This is a genomic window from Leptothrix mechoopdaensis (SeqCode) (assembly GCF_053893855.1).
Genome location: NZ_CM132699.1, coordinates 1,696,324 through 1,721,941 on the forward strand (window position 1 = coordinate 1,696,324; position 25,618 = coordinate 1,721,941).

The 25,618-nt window shown below is 70.9% G+C and carries 22 protein-coding genes; 16 read left to right on the forward strand and 6 right to left on the reverse strand.

The window, feature by feature from the left end:
- Positions 1 to 1,815: a glutamine--tRNA ligase/YqeY domain fusion protein gene (locus tag ACWA7K_RS07525; protein ID WP_456167183.1), complete on the reverse strand. Its 1,815-nt coding sequence runs from the start codon at positions 1,813 to 1,815 to the stop codon at positions 1 to 3.
- 77 nt (positions 1,816 to 1,892) lie between these two features.
- The gene (locus tag ACWA7K_RS07530) at positions 1,893 to 3,467 is read right to left on the reverse strand and encodes a helicase HerA-like domain-containing protein (RefSeq protein WP_456167185.1); all 1,575 of its coding nucleotides are present in this window, start codon (positions 3,465 to 3,467) and stop codon (positions 1,893 to 1,895) included.
- Positions 3,468 to 3,614: 147 nt separating this feature from the next.
- Between ACWA7K_RS07530 and ACWA7K_RS07535 the strand changes: the two genes are divergently transcribed.
- From ACWA7K_RS07535 to ACWA7K_RS07575, 9 genes are all read left to right on the forward strand, one after another.
- A complete protein-coding gene (locus ACWA7K_RS07535) occupies positions 3,615 to 4,340 on the forward strand; it encodes a YebC/PmpR family DNA-binding transcriptional regulator (RefSeq protein ID WP_456167187.1) in 726 nt (241 codons plus the stop codon).
- 38 nt (positions 4,341 to 4,378) lie between these two features.
- The gene (gene purD / locus ACWA7K_RS07540) at positions 4,379 to 5,662 is read left to right on the forward strand and encodes a phosphoribosylamine--glycine ligase (RefSeq protein ID WP_456167189.1); all 1,284 of its coding nucleotides are present in this window, start codon (positions 4,379 to 4,381) and stop codon (positions 5,660 to 5,662) included.
- A gap of 15 nt (positions 5,663 to 5,677) precedes the next feature.
- Positions 5,678 to 6,625, forward strand: a complete 948-nt coding sequence (hemF, locus tag ACWA7K_RS07545; RefSeq protein ID WP_456167191.1) for an oxygen-dependent coproporphyrinogen oxidase — start codon at positions 5,678 to 5,680, stop codon at positions 6,623 to 6,625.
- Position 6,626: 1 nt separating this feature from the next.
- A complete protein-coding gene (gene nadD, locus ACWA7K_RS07550) occupies positions 6,627 to 7,355 on the forward strand; it encodes a nicotinate (nicotinamide) nucleotide adenylyltransferase (protein WP_456167193.1) in 729 nt (242 codons plus the stop codon).
- Between the two features lie 25 nt (positions 7,356 to 7,380).
- Complete coding sequence (rsfS, locus tag ACWA7K_RS07555) at positions 7,381 to 8,310, forward strand: ribosome silencing factor (protein ID WP_456167195.1); 930 nt, start codon at positions 7,381 to 7,383, stop codon at positions 8,308 to 8,310.
- A 16-nt stretch (positions 8,311 to 8,326) separates the two neighbouring features.
- Entirely contained in the window at positions 8,327 to 8,797 is a 471-nt protein-coding gene (rlmH, locus tag ACWA7K_RS07560; protein ID WP_456167197.1) for a 23S rRNA (pseudouridine(1915)-N(3))-methyltransferase RlmH, read from the forward strand.
- A gap of 41 nt (positions 8,798 to 8,838) precedes the next feature.
- Complete coding sequence (locus tag ACWA7K_RS07565; RefSeq protein WP_456167199.1) at positions 8,839 to 9,447, forward strand: Maf family protein; 609 nt, start codon at positions 8,839 to 8,841, stop codon at positions 9,445 to 9,447.
- 93 nt (positions 9,448 to 9,540) lie between these two features.
- Positions 9,541 to 11,025, forward strand: a complete 1,485-nt coding sequence (rng, locus tag ACWA7K_RS07570) for a ribonuclease G (RefSeq protein WP_456168716.1) — start codon at positions 9,541 to 9,543, stop codon at positions 11,023 to 11,025.
- Positions 11,026 to 11,093: 68 nt separating this feature from the next.
- Positions 11,094 to 11,660 carry a GrpB family protein gene (locus ACWA7K_RS07575; protein ID WP_456167201.1) on the forward strand — a complete coding sequence of 189 codons (567 nt, stop codon included), beginning with the start codon at positions 11,094 to 11,096 and terminating at the stop codon, positions 11,658 to 11,660.
- Here ACWA7K_RS07575 and ACWA7K_RS07580 read toward each other — a convergent pair.
- On the reverse strand, positions 11,649 to 12,599 hold the full coding sequence (locus ACWA7K_RS07580) for a LysR family transcriptional regulator (protein ID WP_456167204.1): 951 nt from the start codon (positions 12,597 to 12,599) through the stop codon (positions 11,649 to 11,651). The two genes, ACWA7K_RS07575 and ACWA7K_RS07580, sit on opposite strands and share 12 nt — an antisense overlap.
- A 97-nt stretch (positions 12,600 to 12,696) precedes the next feature.
- Here ACWA7K_RS07580 and ACWA7K_RS07585 point away from each other — a divergent pair, with 97 nt between their 5' ends.
- Together ACWA7K_RS07585 and ACWA7K_RS07590 are read left to right on the forward strand one after the other, a co-directional pair.
- On the forward strand, positions 12,697 to 14,238 hold the full coding sequence (locus ACWA7K_RS07585; protein ID WP_456167206.1) for an NADH-quinone oxidoreductase subunit L: 1,542 nt from the start codon (positions 12,697 to 12,699) through the stop codon (positions 14,236 to 14,238).
- 20 nt (positions 14,239 to 14,258) lie between these two features.
- Positions 14,259 to 16,808: a YbcC family protein gene (locus tag ACWA7K_RS07590; RefSeq protein ID WP_456167208.1), complete on the forward strand. Its 2,550-nt coding sequence runs from the start codon at positions 14,259 to 14,261 to the stop codon at positions 16,806 to 16,808.
- A 2-nt stretch (positions 16,809 to 16,810) separates the two neighbouring features.
- Here ACWA7K_RS07590 and ACWA7K_RS07595 read toward each other — a convergent pair whose 3' ends face one another.
- Positions 16,811 to 18,478 (reverse strand): methyl-accepting chemotaxis protein, encoded by a 1,668-nt coding sequence (locus ACWA7K_RS07595; RefSeq protein WP_456167210.1) that lies wholly within the window; start codon positions 18,476 to 18,478, stop codon positions 16,811 to 16,813.
- Positions 18,479 to 18,630: 152 nt separating this feature from the next.
- Positions 18,631 to 19,626: a LysR family transcriptional regulator gene (locus ACWA7K_RS07600; RefSeq protein WP_456167212.1), complete on the reverse strand. Its 996-nt coding sequence runs from the start codon at positions 19,624 to 19,626 to the stop codon at positions 18,631 to 18,633.
- Positions 19,627 to 19,776: 150 nt separating this feature from the next.
- Here ACWA7K_RS07600 and ACWA7K_RS07605 point away from each other — a divergent pair, with 150 nt between their 5' ends.
- Entirely contained in the window at positions 19,777 to 20,739 is a 963-nt protein-coding gene (locus tag ACWA7K_RS07605) for a Bug family tripartite tricarboxylate transporter substrate binding protein (RefSeq protein ID WP_456167214.1), read from the forward strand.
- A gap of 2 nt (positions 20,740 to 20,741) precedes the next feature.
- Entirely contained in the window at positions 20,742 to 21,839 is a 1,098-nt protein-coding gene (locus tag ACWA7K_RS07610) for a methyltransferase (protein WP_456167216.1), read from the forward strand.
- Here the strand turns inward: ACWA7K_RS07610 and ACWA7K_RS07615 are convergent.
- Positions 21,809 to 22,417, reverse strand: a complete 609-nt coding sequence (locus ACWA7K_RS07615; RefSeq protein WP_456167218.1) for a peroxidase-related enzyme — start codon at positions 22,415 to 22,417, stop codon at positions 21,809 to 21,811. The two genes, ACWA7K_RS07610 and ACWA7K_RS07615, sit on opposite strands and share 31 nt — an antisense overlap.
- A gap of 227 nt (positions 22,418 to 22,644) precedes the next feature.
- Between ACWA7K_RS07615 and tolB the strand changes: the two genes are divergently transcribed.
- The 3 genes from tolB (at position 22,645) to ybgF (ending at position 25,550) form a co-directional block, all read left to right on the forward strand.
- The gene (tolB, locus tag ACWA7K_RS07620; RefSeq protein ID WP_456167220.1) at positions 22,645 to 23,940 is read left to right on the forward strand and encodes a Tol-Pal system beta propeller repeat protein TolB; all 1,296 of its coding nucleotides are present in this window, start codon (positions 22,645 to 22,647) and stop codon (positions 23,938 to 23,940) included.
- A gap of 120 nt (positions 23,941 to 24,060) precedes the next feature.
- The gene (pal, locus tag ACWA7K_RS07625; protein WP_456167222.1) at positions 24,061 to 24,678 is read left to right on the forward strand and encodes a peptidoglycan-associated lipoprotein Pal; all 618 of its coding nucleotides are present in this window, start codon (positions 24,061 to 24,063) and stop codon (positions 24,676 to 24,678) included.
- Positions 24,678 to 25,550 carry a tol-pal system protein YbgF gene (gene ybgF / locus ACWA7K_RS07630; RefSeq protein WP_456167224.1) on the forward strand — a complete coding sequence of 291 codons (873 nt, stop codon included), beginning with the start codon at positions 24,678 to 24,680 and terminating at the stop codon, positions 25,548 to 25,550. Before pal ends, ybgF begins: the two co-directional genes overlap by 1 nt.
- Positions 25,551 to 25,618: the final 68 nt, after the last annotated feature.

Sequence of the window (25,618 nt, forward strand, 5' to 3'; positions counted from 1 at the left end):
TCACTTGGTCCAGCCGTCCTTGAGACCGGCGATGCGGTTGATCACCGGCTGGTCGGCGCGGTGGTCGAGCCGGTCGGTCACGAAGTAGCCGTGGCGCTCGAACTGGAAGCGCTGGTCCGGTGCCGCACCGCGCAGCGACGGTTCGAGGTAGCCGGTCGTGACCTTCTTGCTGGCCGGGTTCAGGGCGCTCAGGAAGTCCTTGCCGCCGGCATCGGGCTGGGCCTCGCTGAACAGGCGGTCGTACAGGCGCAGCTCGGCGGCGATGCCGTCGTGCACGCCGACCCAAGTGATCACGCCCTTGACCTTGACGCTGTCGGCGCCCGGCGTGCCGCTCTTGGTGTCGGGCACGACACGCGCCAGCACGGCGGTGACGTGGCCGTCGGCGTCCTTCTCGGCGCCGGTGCACTCGATCACGTAGCCGTACTTGAGGCGCACCTTGTTGCCCGGGAACAGCCGGAAGAAGCCCTTGGGCGGCTGCTCGGCGTAGTCGTCGCGCTCGATCCAGACCTCGCGGCCCAGGCCGAACTGGCGCTGACCCAGCTCCGGTCGTTGCGGGTGCGCCGGGGCGCCGCAGGCCTCGACATGGCCGTCGCTGCCGAAGACCTCGGCCCAGTTGGTCAGCACGAGCTTGACCGGGTCGATCACGGCCATCGCGCGCGCGGCCTTGCCTTCCAGGTCGTCGCGCAGCGCGATGTCCAGCCAGCTGTAGTCGATCCAGCTGTTGGCCTTGCTCGCGCCGGTGCGTTCGGCGAGCAGCTGCAGGCTCTCGGGCGTGTAGCCGCGCCGGCGCAGGCCGACGATGGTGGGCATGCGCGGATCGTCCCAGCCGCTGACATGGCCCTCGTCGACCAGCTGCTTGAGCTTGCGCTTGCTGGTGATGATGTAGGTCATGTTCAGCCGCGCGAACTCGTACTGCTTCGGCAGCGGCTGGGCCAGCAGGCCACCTTCGGCGAGGCGTTCGAGCAGCCAGTCGTAGAACGGGCGCTGGTCCTCGAATTCGAGCGTGCAGATCGAGTGGGTGATGCGCTCCAGCGCGTCCTCGATCGGGTGCGCGAAGGTGTACATCGGGTAGATGCACCAGGCCTTGCCGGTCGCGTGATGTTCGGCGTGCTTGATGCGGTAGAGGGCCGGGTCGCGCAGGTTGATGTTGGGCGAGGCCATGTCGATCTTCGCGCGCAGGACCATCGCGCCGTCGGCATGCACGCCGTCGCGCATCTCGCGGAAGCGGGCCAGGTTGTCGGCCGGGCTGCGGCTGCGGAAGGGGCTGTCGGTGCCGGGCGTCGTGAAGTCGCCGCGGTTGCGCCGCATCTCGTCGGGCGTCTGCTCGTCGACATAGGCCAGGCCGCGTTCGATCAGGTGCTCGGCGGCGCGGTACATGAAGTCGAAGTAGCTGCTGGCGTAGAACAGGTGGCTGCGCGAGCCGCCGGGCGCCGTCGCGTCGGGCGCGTCCCAGCCGAAGCCGAGCCAGCGCACCGCGTCGAGGATGCCGTCGACGTATTCCTGCTCTTCCTTCTCCGGGTTGGTGTCGTCGAAGCGCATGTGGCAGACGCCACCGTAGTCGCGCGCCAGGCCGAAGTTCAGGCAGATGCTCTTGGCGTGGCCGATGTGCAGGTAGCCGTTCGGCTCGGGCGGGAAGCGGGTGCGCACGCGGGCGGCGTCCAGCGGTCCGGCGGCATGGTGGGCCGCATCGCCGGGCGTGCCGGCGAAGTGGCGCTGGGCGTAGGTGCCGGCCTCGAGGTCGCGCTCGATGATCGTGCGCAGGAAGTTGGCGGGCTTGACGGCGGCCGGGTTGGCGTCGCTGGAGGGTGCGCTCATGCGGGGCGTGGGGACTGGTTGGAGGTAGGGATGGGGAGGGGTGGTGATGCCGACGGCGGTCCGTCGGCCTGACGACCTCAGCGGCGGCGGCGCGTGCCGGTCGAGCCGCCCAGCAGCGAGCCCAGCACGCCGCGCACGATCTCGCGGCCGACGCTGGAGCCGACCTGGCGCACGGCCGACTTGACCAGCACCTGGGCGATGCCGTCGCGCTGGCCGCCGCGCGGGCCGGTGGTGCCGAACAGCAGGCTGCCCAGGCCGCTCATCACGCTGCCGGCCAGGTCGCTGCCGCCGCCGTCCTGCGCCGGGGCGCCGTCTTGTCCGGCTTGACCGGCCTGACCGGACATGGGCTGCGCCGCCGCCGTGCTGCCGGCACCCTGGCCGGCGCGGCCCTTGAGGATCTCGTAGGCCGATTCGCGGTCGACGGTCTTCTCGTAGACGCCCGCCACCAGCGAGCCGTCCAGCAGCGCCTGGCGCTGCGCCGCGTCGATCGGACCGACGCGGCTGCCCGGCGGCAGCATGAAGACACGCTGGGTCACGCCCGGGCGGCCCTTTTCGTCAAGCAGGCTGACCAGGGCCTCGCCGACGCCGAGTTCGGTGATCGCCGTCGAGATGTCCAGGCCGGGGTTGGCGCGCATCGTCTCGGCGGCCGACTTGACCGCCTTCTGGTCACGCGGCGTGAAGGCGCGCAGCGCATGCTGGACGCGGTTGCCGAGCTGGCCGAGCACGGCGTCGGGGATGTCGAGCGGGTTCTGCGTCACGAAGTAGACGCCGACGCCCTTGGAGCGCACCAGCCGGACGACCAGCTCGATGCGTTCGACCAGCGCGGCCGGCGCGTCCTTGAACAGCAGGTGGGCCTCGTCGAAGAAGAAGACCAGCTTGGGCTTGTCCAGGTCGCCAACCTCGGGCAGGGTCTCGAACAGCTCGGACAGCATCCACAGCAGGAAGGTCGCGTAGAGCCGCGGCGAGGCCATCAGCTGGTCGGCGGCGAGGATGTTGACGACGCCCCGGCCGTCGACCGTCTGCATGAAGTCGTCGATCGACAGCATCGGCTCGCCGAAGAACTGGTCGCCGCCCTGTTCGTCGATCTGCATCAGGCCGCGCTGGATCGCGCCGACCGAAGCCGCGCTGATGTTGCCGTACTCGGTCTGGAAGGTCGACGCGTTCTCGCCGACGTGCTGCAGCATCGCGCGCAGGTCCTTCAGGTCCAGCAGCAGCAGGCCGTTGTCATCGGCGATCTTGAAGGCCAGCGACAGCACGCCCTGCTGTGTCTCGTTGAGGTTGAGCATGCGCGCCAGCAGCAGCGGACCCATGTCCGAGACGGTCGCGCGCACCGGGTGGCCCTGCTTGCCGAAGACGTCCCACAGCGTGGTCGGGCAGGCGGCCCATTCGGGCGTGTCGAGGCCGCGTTCGGCCAGGATCTTCAGCAGCTTCGGGTTGTCGCCACCCTTCTGGCTGATGCCGGTCAGGTCGCCCTTGACGTCGGCCATGAAGACCGGCACGCCGATCGCCGACAGGCTCTCGGCCAGCTTCTGCAGCGTGATGGTCTTGCCGGTGCCGGTGGCACCGGTGATGAGCCCGTGCCGGTTGGCGAGCGCGGGCAGCAGTTCGCAGCGGATCTCGCCATGCTGGGCGAGCAGGATCGGGTCGGCCATCGTTGGGTCTCCGGGGGGTGAGGCTCAGGGCCAAAAGTAGAATGGCAGTCTATCGAAGAAACCCGGGGCACCGGCTCTGAGAGGGCACGGTTCCGCCAGCCGTGACGCCTCTGCCGGCGCCCATCCGACGACGCATCAGGAGCATCCATGGCCGGACATTCCAAGTGGGCCAACATCCAGCACCGCAAAGGCCGCCAGGACGAGAAGCGCGGCAAGGTCTGGACCCGCGTGATCCGAGAGATCATGGTCGCCGCCCGCCAGGGTGGCGGCGACATCACCGCCAACCCGCGCCTGCGGCTGGCGGTCGAGAAGGCCAAGGCGGCCAACATGCCCGCCGACACGGTCAAGCGCAACATCGACAAGGCCACCGGCTCGCTCGAAGGTGTCACCTACGAGGAGATCCGCTACGAGGGCTACGGCATCGGCGGCGCGGCCATCATCGTCGACACCATGACCGACAACCGCGTGCGCACCGTCGCCGAGGTCCGTCATGCCTTCAGCAAGTACGGCGGCAACCTCGGCACCGAAGGCTCGGTGGCGTTCCAGTTCAAGCACTGCGGCCAGCTGGTGTTCGCGCCGGGCACGTCCGAGGACCAGGTCATGGAGATCGCGCTGGAAGCCGGCGCCGATGACGTGATCAGCGACGACGACGGCGCCATCGAGGTGCTGACCCCGCCGGCCGCCTTCGAGGCGGTCAAGGAAGCCCTCGAGGCCGCCGGCCTGAAGGCCGAGATTGCCGAGGTCACCTGGCGTGCCGAGAACAGCATCCCGCTGAGCGGCGACGATGCCGCGCGGATGCAGAAGCTGCTCGACGTCATCGAGGATCTCGACGACGTGCAGGACGTCTTCCACAACGCCGAGATCGACGCGTGAGCGTCGTTCCTGCCTCCACCTCCCACACACGTTTCCCCATGAAAGTCCTGGTGATCGGTTCCGGCGGCCGCGAGCACGCCCTGGCCTGGAAGCTCGCGGCCTCGCCGCGTGTGCAGAAGGTCTTCGTCGCGCCCGGCAACGGCGGCACCGCGCTGAGCCCTGCGCTGCACAACGTCGCGCTGAGCGACGTCCAGGCGCTGGCCGACTTCGCGCAAGCCGAGAAGATCGGCCTGACCGTCGTCGGCCCCGAGGCGCCGCTGTCGCAGGGCGTGGTCGACGAGTTCCGCCGTCGCGGCCTGCGCATCTTCGGCCCGACCCAGGCCGCCGCGCAGCTCGAGAGCTCGAAGGCCTTTGCCAAGGCCTTCATGAAGCGGCATGGCATCCCGACCGCCGCCTACGACACCTTCACCGACGTGGCCGCCGCCCATGCCTACGTCGACCGGATCGGCGCCCCGATCGTCATCAAGGCCGACGGACTGGCCGCCGGCAAGGGCGTGGTGGTGGCGATGACGCTGGCCGAGGCGCATGAGGCGGTCGACTGGATGCTGGGCGACAACACGCTGGGCGTGCAGCACAACAGCGGCGGCGCGCGCGTGGTGATCGAGGAATTCCTGCAGGGCGAGGAAGCCAGCTTCATCGTGCTGTGCGACGGCCGCAACGTGCTGCCGCTGGCGACCAGCCAGGACCACAAGCGCATCGGCGACGGCGACACCGGCCCCAACACCGGCGGCATGGGCGCGTACTCGCCCGCGCCGGTGGTCACGCCCAACATCCACAACCGGGTGATGCACGAGATCATCGGCCCGACCATCGCCGGCATGGCCCGCGACGGCGTGCCCTTCACCGGCTTCCTCTACGCCGGCCTGATGATCGATGCGCAGGGCCAGGTCAAGACGCTCGAGTTCAACACCCGCATGGGCGACCCCGAGACGCAGCCGATCCTGATGCGCCTGAAGAGCGACCTGCTGGAGGTGCTGCTGCATGCCACCGACGGCACGCTCGACACGGTCCAGCTGGACTGGGATCGCCGCGTCGCGCTGGGCGTCGTGCTGGCCGCTGGCGGCTACCCGAACGCGCCGCGCAAGGGCGACGTCATCCGCGGCCTGCCGGCCGAGACGGAGGACTGCATGGTCTTCCACGCCGGCACCACGATCGACGCCCAGGGCCAGGTCGTCACGAGCGGCGGTCGCGTGCTGTGCGTCACCGGCCTCGGCGACTCGGTCAAGGCGGCCCAGCAGCGCGCCTACCAGGGCCTGCAGGGCATCCAGTTCGACGGCATGCAGTACCGCCGCGACATCGGCCATCGCGCCATCAAGCGCTGAACGGGAACGCCGGCCATGCCTGACACCTCGCTGAGCAACGACACCGTCCGCAGCTATCTGCTGGGCCTGCAGGACCACATCTGCAGCACGCTGGCTGCGCAGGACGGCCATGCCTTCATCACCGACGCCTGGGAGCGCCCGCCCGGCGGCAAGCTCGAAGGCAAGGGCATCACCCGGCTGGTCGAGGGCGGCGAGCTGCTCGAACGCGGTGGCTGCGCGTTCTCGCAGGTGCGCGGCACGGCGCTGCCGCCGTCGGCCACGCAGCATCGGCCGGAACTGGCCGGCGCGCCGTTCGAGGCGATGGGCGTGTCGCTGGTCTTCCACCCCCGCAACCCGCATGTGCCGACCGTGCACATGAACGTGCGCATGCTGTCGGCCACGCCGACGCAGGGCCCGAACGCCGGCGTGCCGGTGCGCTGGTTCGGCGGCGGCATGGACCTGACGCCCTACTACGGCGTCGAGGAAGACGCGGTCCACTTCCACCAGGCCTGCCACGACGCGCTGGCGCCGCACGACGCGGCGCTGTATCCGCGCTTCAAGCGCTGGTGCGACGAGTACTTCTTCCTGAAGCACCGCAACGAGCCGCGTGGCATCGGCGGCATCTTCTTCGACGACTTCGCCGAGCTCGGTCCCGAGGGCAGCTTCGCGATGCTGCGCGACGTCGGCGACGCGCTGCTCAAGGGCTGGCTGCCGATCGCCCAGCGCCGCCGCGACACGCCCTACGGCGAGCGCGAACGCGACTTCCAGCGCTACCGGCGCGGTCGCTACGTCGAGTTCAACCTCGTCTGGGACCGCGGCACGCTGTTCGGCCTGCAGTCCGGCGGCCGGACCGAATCGATCCTGATGTCGATGCCGCCGCAGGCCGACTGGCGCTACCAGTGGTCGCCCGAGCCCGGCACGCCCGAGGCGCGGCTCTACACCGACTTCCTGCGCCCGCGCGACTGGCTGGGCGTCGGGGCCTGAGATGGCCGCGCCGATGCCGGCCCGTGCGCGGCGCCGCATCGGCCTGTTCGGCGGCAGCTTCGACCCGGTCCACCAGGGTCACCGGGCCCTGGCCGATGCGGCCGTGCAGGCGCTGGGTCTGGACGAACTGCGCTGGGTCGTCGCCGGCCAGCCCTGGCAGAAGGCCGGCCGCCAGCTGGCACCGGCCGACGAGCGTGTCGCGATGGTCGAGGCGGCGATTGCCGATGCGCCCGGCCAGCGCGTCGAGCGCATCGAGGTTGACCGCAGCGGGCCCAGCTACACGATCGAGACCGTGCGGGCGCTGCAGGCCGCCGAGTCGCCGGACGTCGACTGGTGGCTGCTGATCGGCCAGGACCAGCACGCCAACTTCACCAGCTGGCGCGACTGGCGCGAGCTGCTCGGCCGGGTCGCTCTGGCGGTGGCCGCGCGCGACGGCGTCGAGCCGGTGCCGTCGCCGGAACTGGCCGGCGTGCCGCACCGCTGGCAGGTCGTGCCGATGCCGCCCCATCCGGCCAGCGCCACGGCGATCCGGCGGCGGCTCGCGGGCGGCGAGTCCGCGCAGCTTCTCGCGCCCGGCTGGCTTGCGCCGGGCGTGGCCGATCTCATCGAACGGCGGGGGCTGTACCATCCCGACCCCGCGCAGCCTGTGGACAGGCCCGCATCGCCCGACGCAGGACCGGTCAACGCCCCCGACCGCCCGTCACCTGGCGCCCCCCAACAGCGTCCCTGACAAGAACGCACCAAACACCACCCGCATGGACATCCGCAAGCTGCAACGTGCCATCGTCGACGGTCTCGAAGACGTCAAGGCGCAGGACATCGTCGTCTACAACACCGAACACCTCTCGCCGCTGTTCGAGCGCGTGGTGATCGCCTCGGGCACGAGCAATCGCCAGACCAACGCGCTGGCCGCGAGCGTGCGCGACGCGGTCCGCAGCGCCGGCGGCCAGATCCTCAGCACCGAGGGTGGCGACAACGGCGAATGGATCATCGTGGACTGCGGCGCGGCCGTCGTTCACGTCATGCAACCCGCGATCCGCCAGTACTACCACCTCGAAGAGATCTGGGGCGGCAAGCAGGTCCGCATCAAGCTCGGCGCCGCCAAGGGCGGCCTGGTCAAGGCCAGCGAGCCGGTCGAGGAAGAGGACGAGACGCCCGCTCCCGCGCCTGCCGCCAAGCGCCGCAGCCCGCGCGTCAGCCGTGACGACCACCTGACCGCAGCCGACAACGCCGTGCGCGCCTCGCAGACCCGCGTCGACGATGACGAGGACGGCCTGACCCAGCGCGCGATGGCCCGCCCGGCCCGCAAGACCTCGAAGACCGCCGCGCGCAAGCCGGCTTCCAAGACCGCTCCGAACGCCGGCAAGGCCGACGCCCCCGGCACGGCGGTCGGCCGCAAGGCGGTCGCCCGCAAGACGACCGGCACGACCGGCCGTCGCGCCCCGACCACCGTGCAGTCGCTGGTCGTGCTGCCCGAGGGCAAGGTCGTCAAGCGCAAGGCGCCGACGACCGCCGTCAAGACGGCGACGCAGACGACGGCCCGCAAGACGGCTGCCAAGACGGCCGCCAAGACGGCCGTGAAGACCGCAGCGAAGACGGCACCGAAGGCCCCGGCCAAGACCGCCGCGAAGGCCCCGGCCCCGAAGGCTCCCGCCAAGGCTCCGGCCCGCAAGCGCAGCGCCTGATCCGGCGAGGCTGCGGGTGAAGCTGCTGCTGGTGGCCGTCGGCCAGCGTCTGCCCGGCTGGGCCGACGAGGCCTACGCCGACTACGCCAAGCGCTTCCCGCCCGAGCTGCGGCTGGAGCTGAAGGCGGTCAAGACCGAGTCGCGCCAGAGCGGCAAGCCGGTCGACGCGCTGATGGCAGCCGAGGCCCAGCGCATCGAGGCCGCGATCCCGAAGGGCGCCCGCCGGGTCGTGCTCGACGAACGCGGCACCCGCGTCACCACCGTCCAGCTGGCCGAACGGCTGAAGGCCTGGCAGCTCGACGGCCGCGACGCCGCGTTGCTGGTCGGTGGCCCGGACGGGCTCGATCCGGCCTTGCGCGCCACCGCCGACGAGAGCCTGCGGCTGTCGGACCTCACCCTGCCGCACGCCTTCGTGCGCGTCATGCTGGCCGAGGCCCTGTACCGCGCGTGGACGCTGTCGATCGGCCATCCGTACCACCGCGAATGAGCACCGCGCATCACCACGATTGACCTGAGGCCCCCCGCGCCATGCCACGTCCCGACTGGCTGTACCTCGCTTCCCAGAGCCCGCGCCGGGCCCAGCTGCTGGACCAGCTCGGCATCGTCCACCGGCCGCTGCTGCCGGCGCCGGACGAGGACGCCGAGGCGCTCGAAGCCGAACGTCGCGGCGAGTCGCCGGCGGCCTATGTGCAGCGGGTCACCGCCGCCAAGCTCGATGCCGCGCGGCGTCGCCTGAAGACCCTTGGCCTGCCGGCCGCGCCGATCCTGTGTGCCGACACGACCGTGGCGATCGGCCGGCGCATCCTGGCCAAGCCGGTCGACGCCGACCATGCCTGCGCGATGCTGGCCGAGCTGGCCGGGCGTGAACACCGCGTCCTGACCGCCGTCGCGGTCGGCACCGCGCGCCGGACCGAGGCGGCGCTGCAGGTCTCGCGGGTGCGCTTCGAGCCGCTGACGCCGCGCCAGATCCGCGCCTATGTCGACACCGGCGAGCCGATGGGCAAGGCCGGCGCCTACGGCATCCAGGGCCGTGCCGGTGCCTGGGCCAGCGTCGTTCACGGCAGCCATTCGGGCATCATGGGCCTGCCGCTGCACGAGACCGCCGTGCTGCTGCGGCGCTACGGTTGGCCGCTCTGACGTGATCCGTCGGCCGCCGGCCGCGTACCCCACCCCGACGAAGTTCCCGAGTCCGCCGCGCCGCCTGGCCGGCCCACGAAAGCACGCTTGAGCATGCAAGACATCCTGGTCAACTGGTCGCCGCAGGAAACCCGCGTGGCGGTGGTCGAGAACGGTGCGGTGCAGGAACTGCACCTCGAACGCACGCTCGAACGCGGCCTCGTCGGCAACGTCTACCTCGGCAAGGTCGCGCGCGTGCTGCCCGGCATGCAGAGCGCGTTCATCGACATCGGCCTCGAACGCGCAGCCTTCCTGCACGTCGCCGACGTCCACGTCGCCGGTCAGCCGCATGGCCGCGGACCGCACGTCGACGCGGCGTCGATGCCGCCGATCGAGAAGCTGGTCTTCGAGGGCCAGAGCCTGGTCGTGCAGGTCATCAAGGACCCGATCGGCACCAAGGGCGCGCGGCTGTCGACCCAGATCAGCGTGGCCGGCCGGCTGCTGGTCTACCTGCCGCAGGACGACCACATCGGCATCTCGCAGAAGATCGGCTCGCCCGAGCTGCGCGAGCAGCTGCGCCAGCGCATGGCCGCGCTGGTCGGCACGCGCGAGAGCGGTGGCGGTGGCGGCTTCATCCTGCGCACCAATGCCGAGGATGCCGATGACCGCGAGCTCGCCGACGACATCGCCTACCTGCGCAAGACCTGGGCGACGATGCGCGCGCTGGCCCTCAAGAGCCCTGCCGGGGCGCTGCTGCACGAGGACCTGAACCTGACCCAGCGCGTGCTGCGCGACCTGGTCAACGAACACACGCAGTCGATCCGGATCGACTCGGGCATGCAGTTCGAGCTGCTGCGCGCCTTCGGCACCCAGTACACGCCCAGCGCGGTCGGGCGGCTGCAGCACTACCGGGGCGAGCGGCCGATCTTCGACCTCTTCAGCATCGACCAGGAGGTCGAGAAGGCCCTGGGCCGGCGGGTCGAGCTGAAGTCCGGCGGCTACCTCGTGATCGACCAGACCGAGGCGCTGACCACCATCGACGTCAACACCGGCGGCTACGTCGGCGCGCGCAACTTCGACGACACGATCTTCAAGACCAACCTCGAGGCCGCCCAGGCCATCGCCCGCCAGCTGCGCCTGCGCAACCTGGGCGGGATCATCATCATCGACTTCATCGACATGTCCCGCAGCGAGCACCAGGACCAGGTGCTGGCCGAACTGCGCAAGCAGCTGGCGCGCGACCGCACCAAGACGACGATCAGCGGCTTCACCCAGCTCGGCCTGGTCGAGATGACCCGCAAGCGCACCCGCGAATCGCTGGCCCACATGCTGTGCGAACCGTGCCCGACCTGCAGCGGCCGCGGCCAGACCAAGACCGCCCGCAGCGTCTGCTACGACATCCTGCGCGAGATCCTGCGCGAGGCGCGCCAGTTCAACCCGAAGGAATTCCGCGTCATCGCCTGCGCCGCCGTCGTCGAGATGCTGCTCGACGAGGAAAGCCAGCACCTCGCCGGCCTGAGCGACTTCATCGGCAAGCCGATCTCGCTGCAGGCGGAGGCGTCGATGAATCCGGAGCAGTACGACATCGTGCTGATGTGAGGCGACGGGACGTGTCGTGAGGTGATCGTCCCGGGGCGACACCGGAGCCTCGTCTGGACCCCTCTCCGATGATCACGCTTCACCCCTCCAACCCTGACTGGCCGACCGGCTTCCGGACCCTCGGCGCGCGCCTGCGCCAGCAGCTCGGCTCGCTCGCGATCCGGATCGACCACATCGGCTCGACCGCTGTCCCGGGGCTCTGCGCCAAGGACGTGCTGGACGTCCAGGTCAGCGTGCAGGACCTCGGCGCGCCGGTGTCGGACCGCCTGAAGGCGGCGGGTTTCAGGGCGCCGGAAGGCGTCTGGCGCGACCATCGGCCGCCAGGTGCGGCAGGACCTGACGAGGATTGGGCCAAGCTGTTCTTCCTGGAGCCGGACGGCGAACGGCGGGTGAACCTGCATGTCCGCGTCACCGGCCGGCCGAACCAGCTTTATGCCTTGCTGTTCCGCGACTTCCTGATCGCGCATCCGCCGATGGCCGCCGCCTACGGCGAGCTGAAGCGGCGTCTGGTGGCCAGCCTGCGGGATCACGAGGACTACCCCGACGTCAAGGATCCTGCGGTCGACCTGATCTACCTCGCGGCGGAAGACTGGGCGCATCGGACCGGCTGGCGGCCGGGCCCGTCAGACGCTTGACGGCCCCGGGCGCTGCGTCGCCTCGTCTCGCCCAGCCGCTGGTTCATCCCCCAGCACCGGCGCCTGCGCCAGCAATTGCTCCAGCCGCTCCAGCCGGTGCCGGTGCAGGGTCGTGATGGCGTAGAAGTGTTCCTGCAGACGGGTCGAGCGGCCGACCGTCACCAGCGTGCCGGTGCGCAGTTCGTCCTGAACGACGACCTCGGGCAGGACGGTCAGCCAACCGCTGTCGCGGGCGACGAGGCGGAGCATGGCCATGTCGTCGACCTCGGCGCGCACGCGTGGCGTGACGCCGGCTGCCACGCAGAGGGCGTCGAACTGGCCGCGCAGCGCGTGGCGCGGGCCGGGCAGGGCGAGGTCGCAGCCGCCGAGGTCTTCCGGGATGCGCAGCGTGCGGCCCTGCCACAGCGACGCCGGTCCGACCAGCGAGATCGGCTGGCTGCCCAGGAAGCGGCAGTGCAGCGGGCGGTCCGGGTCGGCCGGCACGGCGTCGTTGGCCAGCACCACGTCGAGCTGGTGCTGCAGCAGACGGGCGAGCAGGTCGTCGAGCAGGCCGGACTCCAGCGACAGCGTCACGGTCGGGTCGGCCAGCAGCGGGCGGATCCAGTTCTCCTGGTAGTTGCGTGACAGCGTCGCGACGCTGCCCACGCGCAGCCGCACCAGCCCTTCGCTGCGGCCCTGCAGCCGGCCGAGCAGTTCCTGGCCGAGGCCGAAGATGTTCTCGGCATAGGACAGCGCGAGCTGCCCCGTCTCGGTCAGCACCAGACGGCGGCCGGTGCGTTCGAACAGCGGCTCGCCCAGGGCGTCCTCCAGCTGGCGGATCTGGTTCGACAGGGCCGACTGAGAGACGTGCAGCTCGGTCGCCACTCGCGTCAGGTGACCGGTCTTGGCCACGCGCCAGAAGTAGAAGAGGTGGTGGAAGTTGAGGCTTTCGAGCTTCACGGTTCTGTTTTATGGATTGATCGGTTCGTATAAATGAATTTTACAGAACCACGACGGGGCCGCACCATCCGCCCATCCCCGAATCGATGTGGCCACCATGACCCTGACCTCCTTGTTTCTGCTCGCCAGCGCCGTGCTGCCGGCCGCCTTGATGCTGCTGGCGACGTCGCTCTGGCGCACCGCCGACGTGCCATCCGCCCGGCAACGCCTGCGCCGGCTCGCGCTGGCCGCACTGGCCGGCACGGCGATCAGTCTCGGCCTGCAACTGCTCGTCGGCTCGGATGCGACCCAGGCCTCGTGGGCCGGCTTGACCACCACGCTGGCCGCCGCCTGGGTGGCCCTGCTGGTGCAGTGGCTCGGCACGGTGATCGCCGCGTATGCATCGCGCTACCTGGAGGGCGAACCGGGCCAGACGCGGTTCATCGCCGCGTTCGGCGCTGTGCTGGCCGGTGTCCACCTGATGCTGCTGGCCGACCACTGGCTGGTGCTGATCGCGGCCTGGGCCGCTGTCGGTGTGGCGCTGGAGCGCCTGCTGTGTTTCTACGCCGACCGGCCGTTCGCGCTGCTGGCGGCGCACAAGAAGCGCCTGGCCGACAGGGCTGCCGACCTGCTGCTGATCGTCGCTGCCGCGCTGGCCTGGTCGGTCACCGGCTCGGGCTCGCTGTCGGCGCTGTGGCTGCACCTCGAGTCCGGCGCGCCCTCGGTCGCGCTGCAGGCCAGCGCCGTGCTGCTCGCGCTGGCGGTGGTGTTGCGCACGGCGCTGCTGCCGGTGCACGGCTGGCTGATCCAGGTGATGGAGGCGCCGACGCCGGTGTCTGCGCTGTTGCACGCCGGCGTGATCAACCTGGGCGCGGTCGTGCTGATCCGCTTCGCGCCGCTGCTCGATCAGGCGCCGGTCGCGCGCTGGCTGCTGGTCGCCTTCGGGCTGGCGAGCGCGCTGCTCGCCGGGCTGGTGATGCTGACGCGCATCAGCATCAAGGTGCGGCTGGCCTGGTCGACCGTCGCGCAGATGGGCTTCATGGTGATGGAGTGCGGCCTGGGCCTGTACACCCTCGCGCTGCTGCACCTGGTCGGCCATTCGCTCTACAAGGCCCACGCCTTCCTGACGGCGTCGCGGGCGGTCGAGGAAACCCGCCTGCAGATGATGCGCAACGCCGGCAGCGTCTCGGTCGCCAGCGTGCTCGCGGCTCCGCTGCTGACCGCCGGCTGGCTGGCGGGTCTGCTGGTGCTGGTCACGACCCTGGTGCCGGGCTCCCCCTGGCCGTGGTGGTGGACCGCCGTGCTGGCCCTGGCCTGGGCGCCGATGCTGTGGCGCGCGAAGACGCCCGGCGGTGACGTCGCCGGCACCGTGCGCAGCCTGCTGACCGGCCTCGGTCTCGTGACCGGCATGACGCTGGCGGCGTGGCTCGGCCATGCGCTGCCGCTGGGCACGGTGGACTCGCCCGACGGCGTCGCCGGCCTGGTGGCACTGGTCGGCATGACCGCGCTGTACGTCTGCCTGGCGATGCTGCAGGTGCGGCCCGAGGCCCTGTCGACCTGGCGCCGCTGGAGCCATGCCGGCTTCTACATCGATGAACACGTGACCCGCGCCGCGCTGCGTGCCTGGCCGGCACGCTGGACGCCCGCCACCAAGACCTGAACCACCACAAGGACGACCCCATGGACATCCAGCTGACGCCGCACGTCGAGACGATCCGCCAGCCGCTGCTGGCCGACCAGCCCGAGATGACCTTCCAGCAGCAGGTCGAGCGCGCCTGCGCGCAGGCCTGCAAGGCCATCGCGCCGGCCTGGCCACTGGACCGCGCGATCGCCGTCAACCCGCACTGGGAGCGCATCGGTCTGCCGGTGCGCACGGTCGCCGCGCGCATGGCGGTGCTGGGCGACATCCGCGTCTTTCCGCCGCGCGATCAGCTGCGGCAGGCCTGGGCGACCGGCCGCATCGTCGCCCACGATGTCGTGCAGGCGCTGGCGCAAAGCCCCGATGCACGGTTGGCAGGGTTGGACACCGCACGCGCCATTGCAGCGCTCGCCCGGACGCCCGAACTGCCGCATCTGCCCTTGCTGATCGACGTGCTGGACGACGACCCGCGCGCAGGTGACCGCCTGTCGTGGCGGCAGGCCATCACGCACCAGGTCAGCCAGGTCTGCGCGGCCTACTTCGACACCCATCAGGCCGACTGGCAACCCGACCGCAGCGGCGGGCTCTACGCCTTCTGGCGCGAGACGCTGACGCATGACCACGGCATCGGCGTGCTGATGGGCCTGCCCGGACTCGGTCGCGGCCTGTCGGCCTTGCCCGCCACGCGCGAGGATGCCGAACGCTGGGTGCTGCGCCGCCTCGGGCTGCCCGAGGAGGTCTGGGCCGACTACCTGGAGGCCGTCCTGCTGACCGTGAACGGCTGGGCCTCGTGGTGCGCCTGGCTGGGCTGGGAGGCGCGCCAGGCCGGTCGCGACGACAGCCATCTGCGTGACCTGCTGGCGATCCGGCTGGCCTGGGGCGCGATCCTGCTGGAGTGCCGCGACGACCGCGCCGCGCAGCGTGCCTTCGTGACGCTGCAGGTGGCCTGGGAGTGCGCACCGGCGCTGCTGCAGCAGGCAGAGGTGGCCCTGCTGGTCGACGAGGTCTGGCAGCTGGCCTACGAGATCGGCTACCAGCGCGACCTGAAGCAGCGGCTGCGGGCCGTCGCCAGGCCTGCGCCGCAGCTGGCACCGAAGCCTGCGGTCGAGGTGCAGGCCGCCTTCTGCATCGACGTGCGCAGCGAACCGTTGCGCCGGGCGATCGAGGCGGGCTGCCCCACTGTCCAGACGGTCGGCTTTGCCGGCTTCTTCGGCCTGCCGGTGGCCTACACGCCGCTGGCGACGGAGGCGCGCCGGCCGCAGCTGCCGGGCCTGCTGGCACCGGCGCTGGACGTGACCGACCGGGTGGCCGAGACCCTGATGGACTTCGGCCCGCAGGGCGACGCGCTGCAAGAGCCGGCCCGCGAGGATCGCCAACAGCGCTTCGAGCGGACCGAGCAGTGGCGCGCCGGCAGCCGCTGGCCGGGCGCGGCGTTCTCGTCGGTGGAGGCGATCGGTGCGGGCTACCTGGGCGCGCTGGCCGGCTGCCTGAACGTGTCGCCCGCCGCCCGCCGTTCGCCCGATGGCGAGGGCCTGGCGCCGCGCTACCGCCCGGTCTGCCGGCCGGTCCTGTCAGGTGTCGACCTCGACACCAAGGTCGACCTGGCCATGCGGGTGCTGAACGCGATGGGCCTGGCGCCCGCGATGGCCCCGATGGTGCTGCTGGTCGGCCACGGCAGCCAGAGCGCGAACAACGCCCAGGCCGCCGCGCTGGACTGTGGCGCCTGCTGCGGCCAGACCGGCGAGGTCAATGCGCGTGCGCTGGCGCGGCTGCTGAACGAACCCGATGTCCAGGAAGGCCTGCTCGCGCGCGGCATCGACCTGCCCGAGGACGTGGCCTTCATCGCGGTGCTGCACAACACGACCACCGACGAGATCGAGGCCTACGACCTCGACCTGCTCGACGCCCCGGCGCGGGCACGCTGGGGCCGGCTGCAGGCGAGCTTCGTCCAGGCGGGCGACCGGGTGCGGCGCGAGCGCGCCCCGACGCTCGGACTGGACCCGACCCAGCCGCCCGCCGTGCTGGTCGACCAGCTGCGCCGGCGCGCCAACGACGTCGCCCAGACGCGGCCGGAATGGGGCCTGGCGGGCAACGCCGCCTTCCTGATCGCGCCGCGTTCGCGCAGCCGCGGCGTGTCGCTCGGCGGCCGCGTCTTCCTGCATGACTACGACGCCGGCCAGGACCTCGACGGCAGCCTGCTGGAACTGCTGATGACCGCGCCGATGCTGGTGACGCACTGGATCAACTGGCAATACCACGCCTCGACCAGCGACCCGAAGCGCCTGGGCAGCGGCAACAAGGTGCTGCACAACGTCGTCGGCGGGCGCATCGGCGTGTTCGAGGGCAATGGCGGCGACCTGCGCATCGGCCTGTCGCGCCAGTCCCTGCACGACGGCCAGCAATGGCGCCACGAGCCGCTGCGGCTGACGGTCGTGATCGACGCGCCGGCCGAGGCGATCGACCGCGTCATCGCACGCCACGCGGTCGTGCGCCAGCTGGTCGAGAACGGCTGGCTGCACCTGTGGCGCTTCGACGGCGACGACGGCTTCCTGCGGCGCGCGGTCGGCGGCTGGAGCGCCGTGCCGGCGTGAGCTCAGGCGGCGGCTGACAGCCGGAACACCGAGACCGCCTCCACCAGCTGGTTGGCCTGGACCTTCAGGCTCTCGGCCGCCGCAGCGCTTTCCTCGACCAGCGCGGCGTTCTGCTGGGTGGCGCGGTCCATCTGGTCGACCGCCTGGCCGACCTCCAGGACACCGGCGCTCTGTTCGGTGCTGGCTGACGAGATCTCGGCGACGATGTCGCTGACGCGCTGGATCGAGCCGACGATGTCGACCATGGTCTTGCCGGCCTGATCGACCAGCACGGTGCCTTGTTCGACCTGCTCGACGCTGCGGTTGATCAGCATCTTGATCTCCTTGGCCGCATCGGCGCTGCGCTGCGCCAGGCTGCGGACCTCGGAGGCGACGACCGCGAAGCCGCGGCCCTGTTCGCCGGCCCGGGCGGCTTCGACTGCCGCGTTGAGCGCGAGGATGTTGGTCTGGAACGCGATGCCGTCGATCACGCCGATGATGTCGCCGATCTTGCGGCTGCTGTCGCTGATGCCCTGCATGGTGTTGACCACCCGGCCGACCACCTCGCCGCCCTGTGCCGCGACGGTTGAGGCGCCCTGCGCCAGCTGGTTGGCGTGACGGGCGTTGTCGGCGTTGTGCCGCACGGTGGTGCCCAGTTCCTCCATCGTCGCGGCGGTCTGCTGCAGCGCGGCGGCCTGCTGTTCGGTGCGCTGGCTGAGGTCCTGGTTCCCCTGCGCGATCTCGGCGCTGGCAGTGGCCACGCTGTCGGCACCGGCACGGATGGCGCCGACCACGTCGGCCAGCTTCGTCTGCATGCGACCCATGCTGCGCAGCAGGTCGCCTTCCTCGCCGCTGACGGTGCGATCGACGCTCTGGTCGAGCCGGCCATCGGCGATGCCCGACGCGACCCGGCCGACCTGGCCGATCACGTCGCGGGTGCGGCGGCGCAGGTACATCAGGCCGATGAACAGGATCACGATCAGCGCGGCGGTGGCGGCGATCGCCAGCCCCGACCAGCGTTGCCGGCTGTTCGACGCGGCGTCGGCCTCGGCCTGCGTGCGGCTGTCCAGCAGGAGCAGGAAATCGTCGACCGGCCGCATGATCCTGGCCTTGTTCTGGTGATAGGTCAGGTCGTTCATCAGCTCCAGCGCCTTGGCACGGTCGGGGGTGCCCAGGCGGGTGTAGCCGCCCTGGCCGTCCTCGTAGCGGCCCTGGACCATGTTCATCGCGATCGTCTCGGTGCGCACCAGGTCGTCTGAGTTCGCCTTGGCTTCGGCCAGCTTGGCCAGCTCGGCAGCGGTGAAGCCCTGCGCCTTCATCAGGTCGAGCAGGGCGGCCTTCGAGCCGGGCGGCTGGGTGTCGGGCAGATCGGCCGCGCGGAAGTCCCAGTAGATCCGTTCGTAACCGGTGGGGCGCGCATGTTTGCCGCTGCGGATGTCGAGGATCTCGCGGTACTGCCGCTCCCACTTCTCGTCGCCGGTCGCCACGTAGGTGCGGGCCAGACGGGTCAGGTCGTCCGAGCTCTGGCGCAGCTCGTCGGCCAGCTGGTAGGACGTGTACCGGCGCGTCGCGCTCTCTTCGGCCTGATGGCCGCTGCGACCGCTCATGACGACCGCGCCGATGGCGACGGTGCCCAGCAGCAGCAGGATGGCCGCACCGTAGCCGTACGCCTGTTTGATCTCGAGTCGCATGTCTCTTCCTGGGGTGAAGTCGGGTCCGGAAATGGCCGGTGCCGCCCCCGTTATCGGTGACGAAGAGGCTCGCTTGATCGGCGTGCGGATCGTTTTTGGCTATCGCTGTCGACACCCCAGGGGGTTTGTGTCCGGTGCCGGACAGACGGCATTCAACGCCGCAGCGTCGCCGAGGCGCGACCGTATCCACGACGGTGCCAGGCCGGTCGTTCGCTGCCGGACAGACCGTCGCCGCGCACGTCCAGGTCGCGCAGGCACTGCAGCGTGAAGTCGATGAAGGCGCGCAGGCGGGGCGTGCGGCGCGCGTTGCCCTTGAACAGCAGGTTGACGGGCGGGCCGCCCTGGACTTCCCAGTCCAGCAGCACCGGCACCAGCCGGCCGGCCCGGATCGGATCGCGCGTGGTGAGTTCGGTGAAGCGCCCGACGCCGTGCCCGCCCAGCACGAGGTCCAGCGTGGCTTCGCGGGCGTTGCTGGACATCCAGCCCTTGACCTTGACCTGCACGGTCTCCTGAGCGCGCTTGAACTCCCACAGGTCGAGCAGGATGCCGACCGGGTTGCGCATCAGCAGGCAGGTGTGACCGGTCAGCTCGGAGGGGTGCTGCGGGATGCCGCGGGCGGCCCAGTGTTCGGGCGCGGCCATGATCAGGCTGCGGTCGCCACCCAGCCGACGGTGCACGTAGTCCGGCGGTACCTCGGGCCAGCCGTGCAGCAGCAGCACGTCGGCGCTGACGGCGTCGATGTCGCCGATGCGGTTGACGGCGCGGAAGTCGATCTCGATGTCCGGATACAGCGCATGGAACCGTGGCAGCGCCGGCAGCAGCACGTGATGCGCGAGCTGCGGATGCGCTGCCACCGACAGCTGACCGGCAGGACGTTCGCCCGCGCCGGCCAGCCGACGTTCGGCCTGCCCCAGTTCGTCGACCTCGGCGAGCAGCGCACGACAGCGGTCGAGGTAGTCGTGTCCGCTGGCCGTCGGACGCACGCCCCGCGCCCCGCGTTCGAGCAGCACCAGGCCGAGGCTGCGTTCGAGCGCACCGACCAGCTTCTGCACCGCCGGCACGCTGATCTCGAGCCGCTGCGCGGCCTGCGCGAAGCTGCCGGTCTCGACCGCCGCGACGAAGTATTGGAGGGCCTTAAGCTTGTCCATAGACGCACCTCGCAGGAGCCGGCTTGGCCCGGCCCGGAACCAGAACCGGAGCCACAACCGGAAGTTAATGCCGGGATCAGCCGCCGTCGGCTTACCCGCTGCCGATCGTCTTCCTAAAGTGGGCCCATCGTCCACCGCAGGAGCACCACGATGAACAGGCGCCAGATCCTTGCAGCCTTGATCGCCACGATCGCCCTCCCGGGCATGCCGTCGATCGGGCATGCCGCCGAGCCGGCCGGGCCGCTGAAGATCATCGTCGGCACGCCGGCCGGTGGTGCATCGGACACGGCGGCGCGGCTGCTGGCGCAGTCGATGGCGCGCGCGCTCGGCCGCCAGGTCCTGGTCGAGAACCGGCCCGGTGGCAATGGCGTGCCCGCGATCCTGGCGGTGCGCTCGGCCGCGCCCGACGGCAACACGCTGCTGTGGGCCCAATCGTCGATGGCCGCGCTGCCGGTGCTGGTGCGCGAGTCGCCGATCCGGTCGATGGCCGAGTTCGTGCCGGTCGCGCCGGTGATGAACCTCGTCTACGGCGTCGTCGTCAACCCGAAGGTCCCGGCCGGCAACGTGGCGGAACTGACCGCGCACCTGAAGGCCCACCCCGACAGGCTCAGCTATGGCACCGGCGTGCTCAGCGAGTACCTGGTGACCGAGCACTACCTGCAGTCGGCCGGGCTGAAGGCCTTGCGCGTGCCCTACAAGGGCGGCGCGCAGCTGATGCCCGACCTGATCAGCGGCGAGCTGCAGTTCAACATCGGCCCGCTGGCCGCCGCGCTGCCGCACATCCGGTCGGGCAAGCTGCGCCTGCTGGCGACCTTGCCCGACCGCAGCGAGGCTGCACCCGGCGTGCCGGCCTTGTCGGAGTCCGGCATCGCGACCGACACGCTGCCGATCTGGAACGGCCTGGTCGCGCCGCCCGGCACGCCCGCCGAGCTGGCGGCGCGCCTGTCCCAGGAGGTCAACCGGGCACTGGCCGAGCCGGCGCTGCGCAGCGCGATGGAGGCCCAGGGTCTGCGCGTCAGCGGCGGGACGCCCCAGCAGATGGGGGCCGCGATCGAGTCGGCCACTGCGGTCTGGCGCCAGTTCGTGCGCACGCACGACATCCCGCAGGAGTGAACATGGGCGCCGATCGACCTGCGCAGCGCCCGTCCGGCCGGCGCGACGAGGCCCGCGCCCGGCTGGTCGGGCAGATCACCGCCTGCTGGCGCACCCAGGCCCTGAACGCGGCCGTGCTGCTGGACCTGCCCGACCGGCTGGCCAGCGGATGGATCGACCCCGAGACGCTGGCCCGAGCCTGCGATGTCGACCCGGACGGTCTGCGCCGCCTGCTTCAGGCGCTGTGCGTGCTGCAGGTCTGCCGACAGGGCCGGCATCGGCACGAAGGCCGTTACCGGCTGACCTGCGCCGGGCAGGCCTTGTGCCGCGCGCCGGCCGACGGTTCACCCAGCCTGCGCGCCATGGCGATGTGGTGGGGCGGGCCACTCTGGCCGATGTGGGGGGAACTGGGCTACAGCGTGCGCAGCGGCCGCAGTGCCCGCGCCCGTCTGACGGGCCGGTCGCACTACGGCTTCCTCGACGGCCAGCCGGCCGCCGCCACGCTGTTCCATGCGGCGATGCAGGCCCTGACCACGCTGGTCGCCGGCGAGGTGGCGCGGCTGCCCCTCTGGCAGGGCGCCGGCACGCTGGTCGATGTCGGCGGCGGCATCGGCACGCTCGGCGCGGCGATCGCGGTCGCGCATCCGGGCCTGCAGCTCGTGGTGCTGGACCGGGCCGACGCTGCGCCCGGCGCGCAAGCCCTGTTCGAGCAGCACGCGCTGGCCGAACGGGCCCGTTTCGAGATCGGCGACTTCTTCGCCGCCGTGCCACCGGGAGCCGACCGCTACCTGCTGAAAAGCATCCTGCACAACTGGGACGACGACGCGTGCCGTCGCCTGCTGGCGCGCTGCGCCGAGGCCGCACCGGCGGGCGCCCGGCTGGTCGTGGTCGAACGTGTGCGCGGCGAACGGCTGGGCGCGACGCCACACGACGAGGCGCTGGTCCGCACCGACCTGAACATGCTGGCCGGCCTGGGCGGGCGTGAACGCGGTCTGGCCGAGTTCCGCGACCTGCTGGAAGCAGCCGGCTTCGAGCCGGTCGCGGTGACCCCGACGCGGCACGAGTTCTCGGTGATCGAGGCGCGACGCCGTCAGCCGCGCGGCAGGCGGCCCATCAGGTAGAACTCGGCGTTGGGCATCAGGCTCATCAGGTTGGCCATGCGGTTGGACAGGCCGAAGAACGCGGTGATCGCGCCGATGTCCCAGATGTCCTCGTCGCTGAAGCCGTGGCCGTGCAGGGTCGCGAAGTCGGCTTCGTTGACGGTGGCCGAGTCGCCGCCGACCTTCAGCGCGAAGTCGAGCATCGCGTGCTGGCGCGGCGTCAGCGTTGCCTTGTGGTGGTTGAGGGCGACGGCATCGGCCAGCAGCGGCGACTTCTCGTAGATGCGCAGGATCGCGCCGTGCGCGACCACGCAGTACAGGCAGCGGTTCGCGCCCGAGGTCGCCACGACGATCATCTCCTTCTCGCCCTTGCTCAGGCCGGACGGGCGCAGCATCAGCGCGTCGTGGTAGTCGAAGAAGGCGCGGCATTCGTCCGGCCGATGGGCCAGCGCGAGAAACACGTTGGGCACGAAGCCGGCCTTGGCCTGGACCGCGAGGATGCGCTCGCGCAGGTCGTCGGGCAGGTCGGCCAGTTCGGGGACCGGAAAGCGGCTGAAGGCGAGGGCGGTCTGGGACGGGGGTGAGGCGGGCGTGTCCATCGGGGGCTCCGGCAGGTTCGGCGAGGTGGGACGTGGGCGCTGTGTGCGGGGCGGTGCGTGCACCGCATCACGGTCGTCGCGGCATGCTGCCACGAGGTGCCGAGGCGGCCTGTCGCGCTTGGCACAGCCTGTCACGGACCCCTTGTAACCTTGGGATATATTGCCGGGGCCTTTCGTGGCGCCGTCGCCCTGGCGGCCTGCATTCCACGCCATCTCCCCACCTCCAGATGACATCTCGTCGACAGTTTTCCCGCCTGGCCCTTGGCGCGCTCGGCGGTTTCGCGTTGCCCGGACTGGCCCCCGTCCAGGCCCAGTTCAAGGTCGAGATCTCGGGCGTCGGTGCCACCCAGGTGCCGATCAGCGTGGCCCGGCTGCGCGACGAGGACAAGTCGCCGGTGCCGATCTCGGCCGTGGTCCGGGCGGACCTGGAACGCAGCGGCCTGTTCCGCATCGTCGACACCGGCAACGGCCCGCTCGACGAGAACACCCGCCCGGCCTATGCCGACTGGCGCGCCAAGGCGATCGACGCGATGGCCGCCGGCTCGATCGCCCGGCTGGCCGATGGCAAGTTCGATGTCCGCTACCGGCTCTGGGATGTCGTGCGCGGCACCGACCTCGGCGGCAAGGCCGCGCCACCGTCGGCGACCGGCGAGCTGCGCCGCATCGCCCACGAGATGTCGGACTTCATCTACCAGCAGCTGACCAACGAACGCGGCATCTTCTCGACCCGCATCGCCTACGTCTCGAAGGCGGCCGGTCGCTACACGCTGTGGGTGGCCGACGCCGACGGCGAGGCCGCGCAGGTCGCGCTGGCCGGGCCCGAGCCGATCATGTCGCCGGCCTGGTCGCCCGATGCGCGCGAGCTGGCCTATGTCTCCTTCGAGGAACGCAAGGCGGTCGTCTACGTGCAGGACGTCTACGCCGGCAAGCGCCGCGTGGTGGCCAACTTCAAGGGCTCGAACAGCGCCCCGGCCTGGTCGCCCGACGGCAGCATGCTGGCGGTCACGCTGACGCGCGACGGCCCGTCGCAGATCTGGGTCATGAACCGCAACGGTGGCGACCTGCGGCGTCTGACCAGCCACAGCAGCATCGACACCGAGGCCGCCTGGGCGCCCGACGGCAAGAGCCTGTTCTTCGTCAGCGACCGGGGCGGCGGCCCGCAGATCTACCGCGCCGCGCTGACCGGTGGCGGGGTCGACCGCGTGACCTTCCAGGGCAACTTCAACATCAGCCCGGCGGTCAGCCCGGACGGCCGCTACCTGGCCTACATCTCGCGCAACGGCGGCAACACCTTTCAGCTGACGCTGCTGACCCTCGCGACCGGCGAGGTCCGCACGCTCACCGACACCAGCGACGACGAGAGCCCCAGCTTCGCGCCCAACGGTCGGCTGCTGATCTACGCGACCCGCGCCGGTGGCCGTGACGTGCTGATGACGACGACGCTCGACGGCGCGATCAAGGCTCGCCTGGGCGTGCCGCAGGTCGATGTTCGCGAACCGACCTGGGGTCCGTACGGCCGCTGAAGCCGGACGTCGCCCGGCACGAACTTTCCGATCCGGGAACGGTCCGAACCCTCGAACCGGACGCCGTCCCGATCTCCCTGAACACATCGGCCGCCGCACGGCGGCCTGGAGTCCTATCCGATGAATGCCACGTCCTTCTCCTGGATCCGCCCGCTGCGCCTGGCCGCAGCGGCGGGGATCGTCGTCCTGCTGACGGCCTGCGCGTCGTCGACGCGTCTGGACCCGCCGGCGCCGGTCGAGGACCGCAACCGCGGCGGCGCATCGGCGCTGGCCGGCGGCGGCGCCAACGGGGGCGCCGGCATGGGCTCGGTCAATGGCGGCGGGGCGGGTGGAACGGCCTTGCCGGGCGACAACCGCATCCCCTCGATCGACCTGGGCGGCGCCGGCAACGGTGCCGGTGGCAATGCCGGTCTGCCGCGCGTCGTCTACTTCGACTACGACAGCTACGTCGTCAAGGACGAGTACCGCAACGTCATCGATGCCAACGCCCGCTACCTCAATGCCGACCGCAAGCGCAAGCTGCTGGTCGAGGGTCACACCGACGAACGCGGTGGCCGTGAATACAACCTGGCCCTGGGCCAGAAACGCGCCGACGCGGTGGTGCGGGCACTCGGCCTGCTCGGTGCCGGTGGCGCCCAGACCGAGGCCGTGAGCTACGGCAAGGAACGCCCGGCCGCGAGCGGCAATGACGAGGCCACGTGGGCCAAGAACCGCCGTGTCGAGTTGAAGGATCGCTGATGAACACGCTGCAACGTCTCTCCAACCAGCCGCTGACCCGACTGGCCCGCACCCTGCTGATGAGCCTGCCGCTGCTGGTCTTCGTGCCGCAGGCGCAGGCCGGCCTGTTTGACGACGAGGAAGCGCGCAAGGCGATCCTTGAACTGCGGGGTCGGCTGGACAAGGCCGAGTCGGCCAACAGCCAGCTCAACCAGCAACTGCAGCAGCAGCAGGCCGCTCGCAAGACCGAGATGAGCGATCTCGCCGAGCAGCTCAACGTGCTGCGTCGCGGGGTGCTCGACCTCAACAGCCAGATCGAGGTGATGCGCGGCGAGATGGCCAAGCTGCGCGGTCAGGACGAGCAGGTGACCCAGTCGACCCGTGATGCCACCCGCGACCTCGCCGACCTCCAGCGCAAGCAGAAGGACCTGCTGGCCGCGCTGGCCGCGCAGGACGAGCGTCTGCGCAGGCTCGAACCGCAGAAGGTCAGTCTCGACGGCAAGGAGATCACCGTCGACGTGTCCGAGAAGAAGGCCTATGACGACGCGATCGGCGTGCTGCGCAAGGGCGACTTCGCCCGTGCGGTCGACGCGCTGCAGGCCTTCCAGCGCCGGTTCGCCGGCAGCAGCTACGGTGGCCATGTGCAGTACTGGCTCGGCAACGCGCTGTACGGCAAGGGCGACGTCAAGGAGGCCATGGCCACCTTCCGCGCGCTCGTGACGACCACGCCGGACCATCCGCGGGCGGCCGAGGCGCTGTTGGCCGTGGCCAATTGCCAGGTCGAGCTGAAGGATCCGAAGGCGGCACGCAAGACGCTGGAGGAACTGGTCAAGACCTACCCGCAGTCCGAGGCGGCGCAGTCCGGTCGCGAACGGCTCGCGCAGATCAAGTGATCGCCTGAGGCGTCAGCTCGGCCGGGGTCTGCCCGGTCCGGTCTGGCGAGGGCGCGAACCTAGAATCG

Bases quoted from the DNA above. Each gene is read 5' to 3' on its own strand.
- ACWA7K_RS07525 (WP_456167183.1), bottom strand. From the start codon at position 1,815: ATGAGCGCACCCTCCAGCGACGCCAACCCGGCCGCCGTCAAGCCCGCC.
- ACWA7K_RS07530 (WP_456167185.1), bottom strand. From the start codon at position 3,467: ATGGCCGACCCGATCCTGCTCGCCCAGCATGGCGAGATCCGCTGCGAA.
- ACWA7K_RS07535 (WP_456167187.1), top strand. From the start codon at position 3,615: ATGGCCGGACATTCCAAGTGGGCCAACATCCAGCACCGCAAAGGCCGC.
- purD (WP_456167189.1), top strand. From the start codon at position 4,379: ATGAAAGTCCTGGTGATCGGTTCCGGCGGCCGCGAGCACGCCCTGGCC.
- hemF (WP_456167191.1), top strand. From the start codon at position 5,678: ATGCCTGACACCTCGCTGAGCAACGACACCGTCCGCAGCTATCTGCTG.
- nadD (WP_456167193.1), top strand. From the start codon at position 6,627: ATGGCCGCGCCGATGCCGGCCCGTGCGCGGCGCCGCATCGGCCTGTTC.
- rsfS (WP_456167195.1), top strand. From the start codon at position 7,381: ATGGACATCCGCAAGCTGCAACGTGCCATCGTCGACGGTCTCGAAGAC.
- ACWA7K_RS07565 (WP_456167199.1), top strand. From the start codon at position 8,839: ATGCCACGTCCCGACTGGCTGTACCTCGCTTCCCAGAGCCCGCGCCGG.
- rng (WP_456168716.1), top strand. From the start codon at position 9,541: ATGCAAGACATCCTGGTCAACTGGTCGCCGCAGGAAACCCGCGTGGCG.
- ACWA7K_RS07575 (WP_456167201.1), top strand. From the start codon at position 11,094: ATGATCACGCTTCACCCCTCCAACCCTGACTGGCCGACCGGCTTCCGG.
- ACWA7K_RS07585 (WP_456167206.1), top strand. From the start codon at position 12,697: ATGACCCTGACCTCCTTGTTTCTGCTCGCCAGCGCCGTGCTGCCGGCC.
- ACWA7K_RS07590 (WP_456167208.1), top strand. From the start codon at position 14,259: ATGGACATCCAGCTGACGCCGCACGTCGAGACGATCCGCCAGCCGCTG.
- ACWA7K_RS07595 (WP_456167210.1), bottom strand. From the start codon at position 18,478: ATGCGACTCGAGATCAAACAGGCGTACGGCTACGGTGCGGCCATCCTG.
- ACWA7K_RS07600 (WP_456167212.1), bottom strand. From the start codon at position 19,626: ATGGACAAGCTTAAGGCCCTCCAATACTTCGTCGCGGCGGTCGAGACC.
- ACWA7K_RS07605 (WP_456167214.1), top strand. From the start codon at position 19,777: ATGAACAGGCGCCAGATCCTTGCAGCCTTGATCGCCACGATCGCCCTC.
- ACWA7K_RS07610 (WP_456167216.1), top strand. From the start codon at position 20,742: ATGGGCGCCGATCGACCTGCGCAGCGCCCGTCCGGCCGGCGCGACGAG.
- ACWA7K_RS07615 (WP_456167218.1), bottom strand. From the start codon at position 22,417: ATGGACACGCCCGCCTCACCCCCGTCCCAGACCGCCCTCGCCTTCAGC.
- tolB (WP_456167220.1), top strand. From the start codon at position 22,645: ATGACATCTCGTCGACAGTTTTCCCGCCTGGCCCTTGGCGCGCTCGGC.
- pal (WP_456167222.1), top strand. From the start codon at position 24,061: ATGAATGCCACGTCCTTCTCCTGGATCCGCCCGCTGCGCCTGGCCGCA.
- ybgF (WP_456167224.1), top strand. From the start codon at position 24,678: ATGAACACGCTGCAACGTCTCTCCAACCAGCCGCTGACCCGACTGGCC.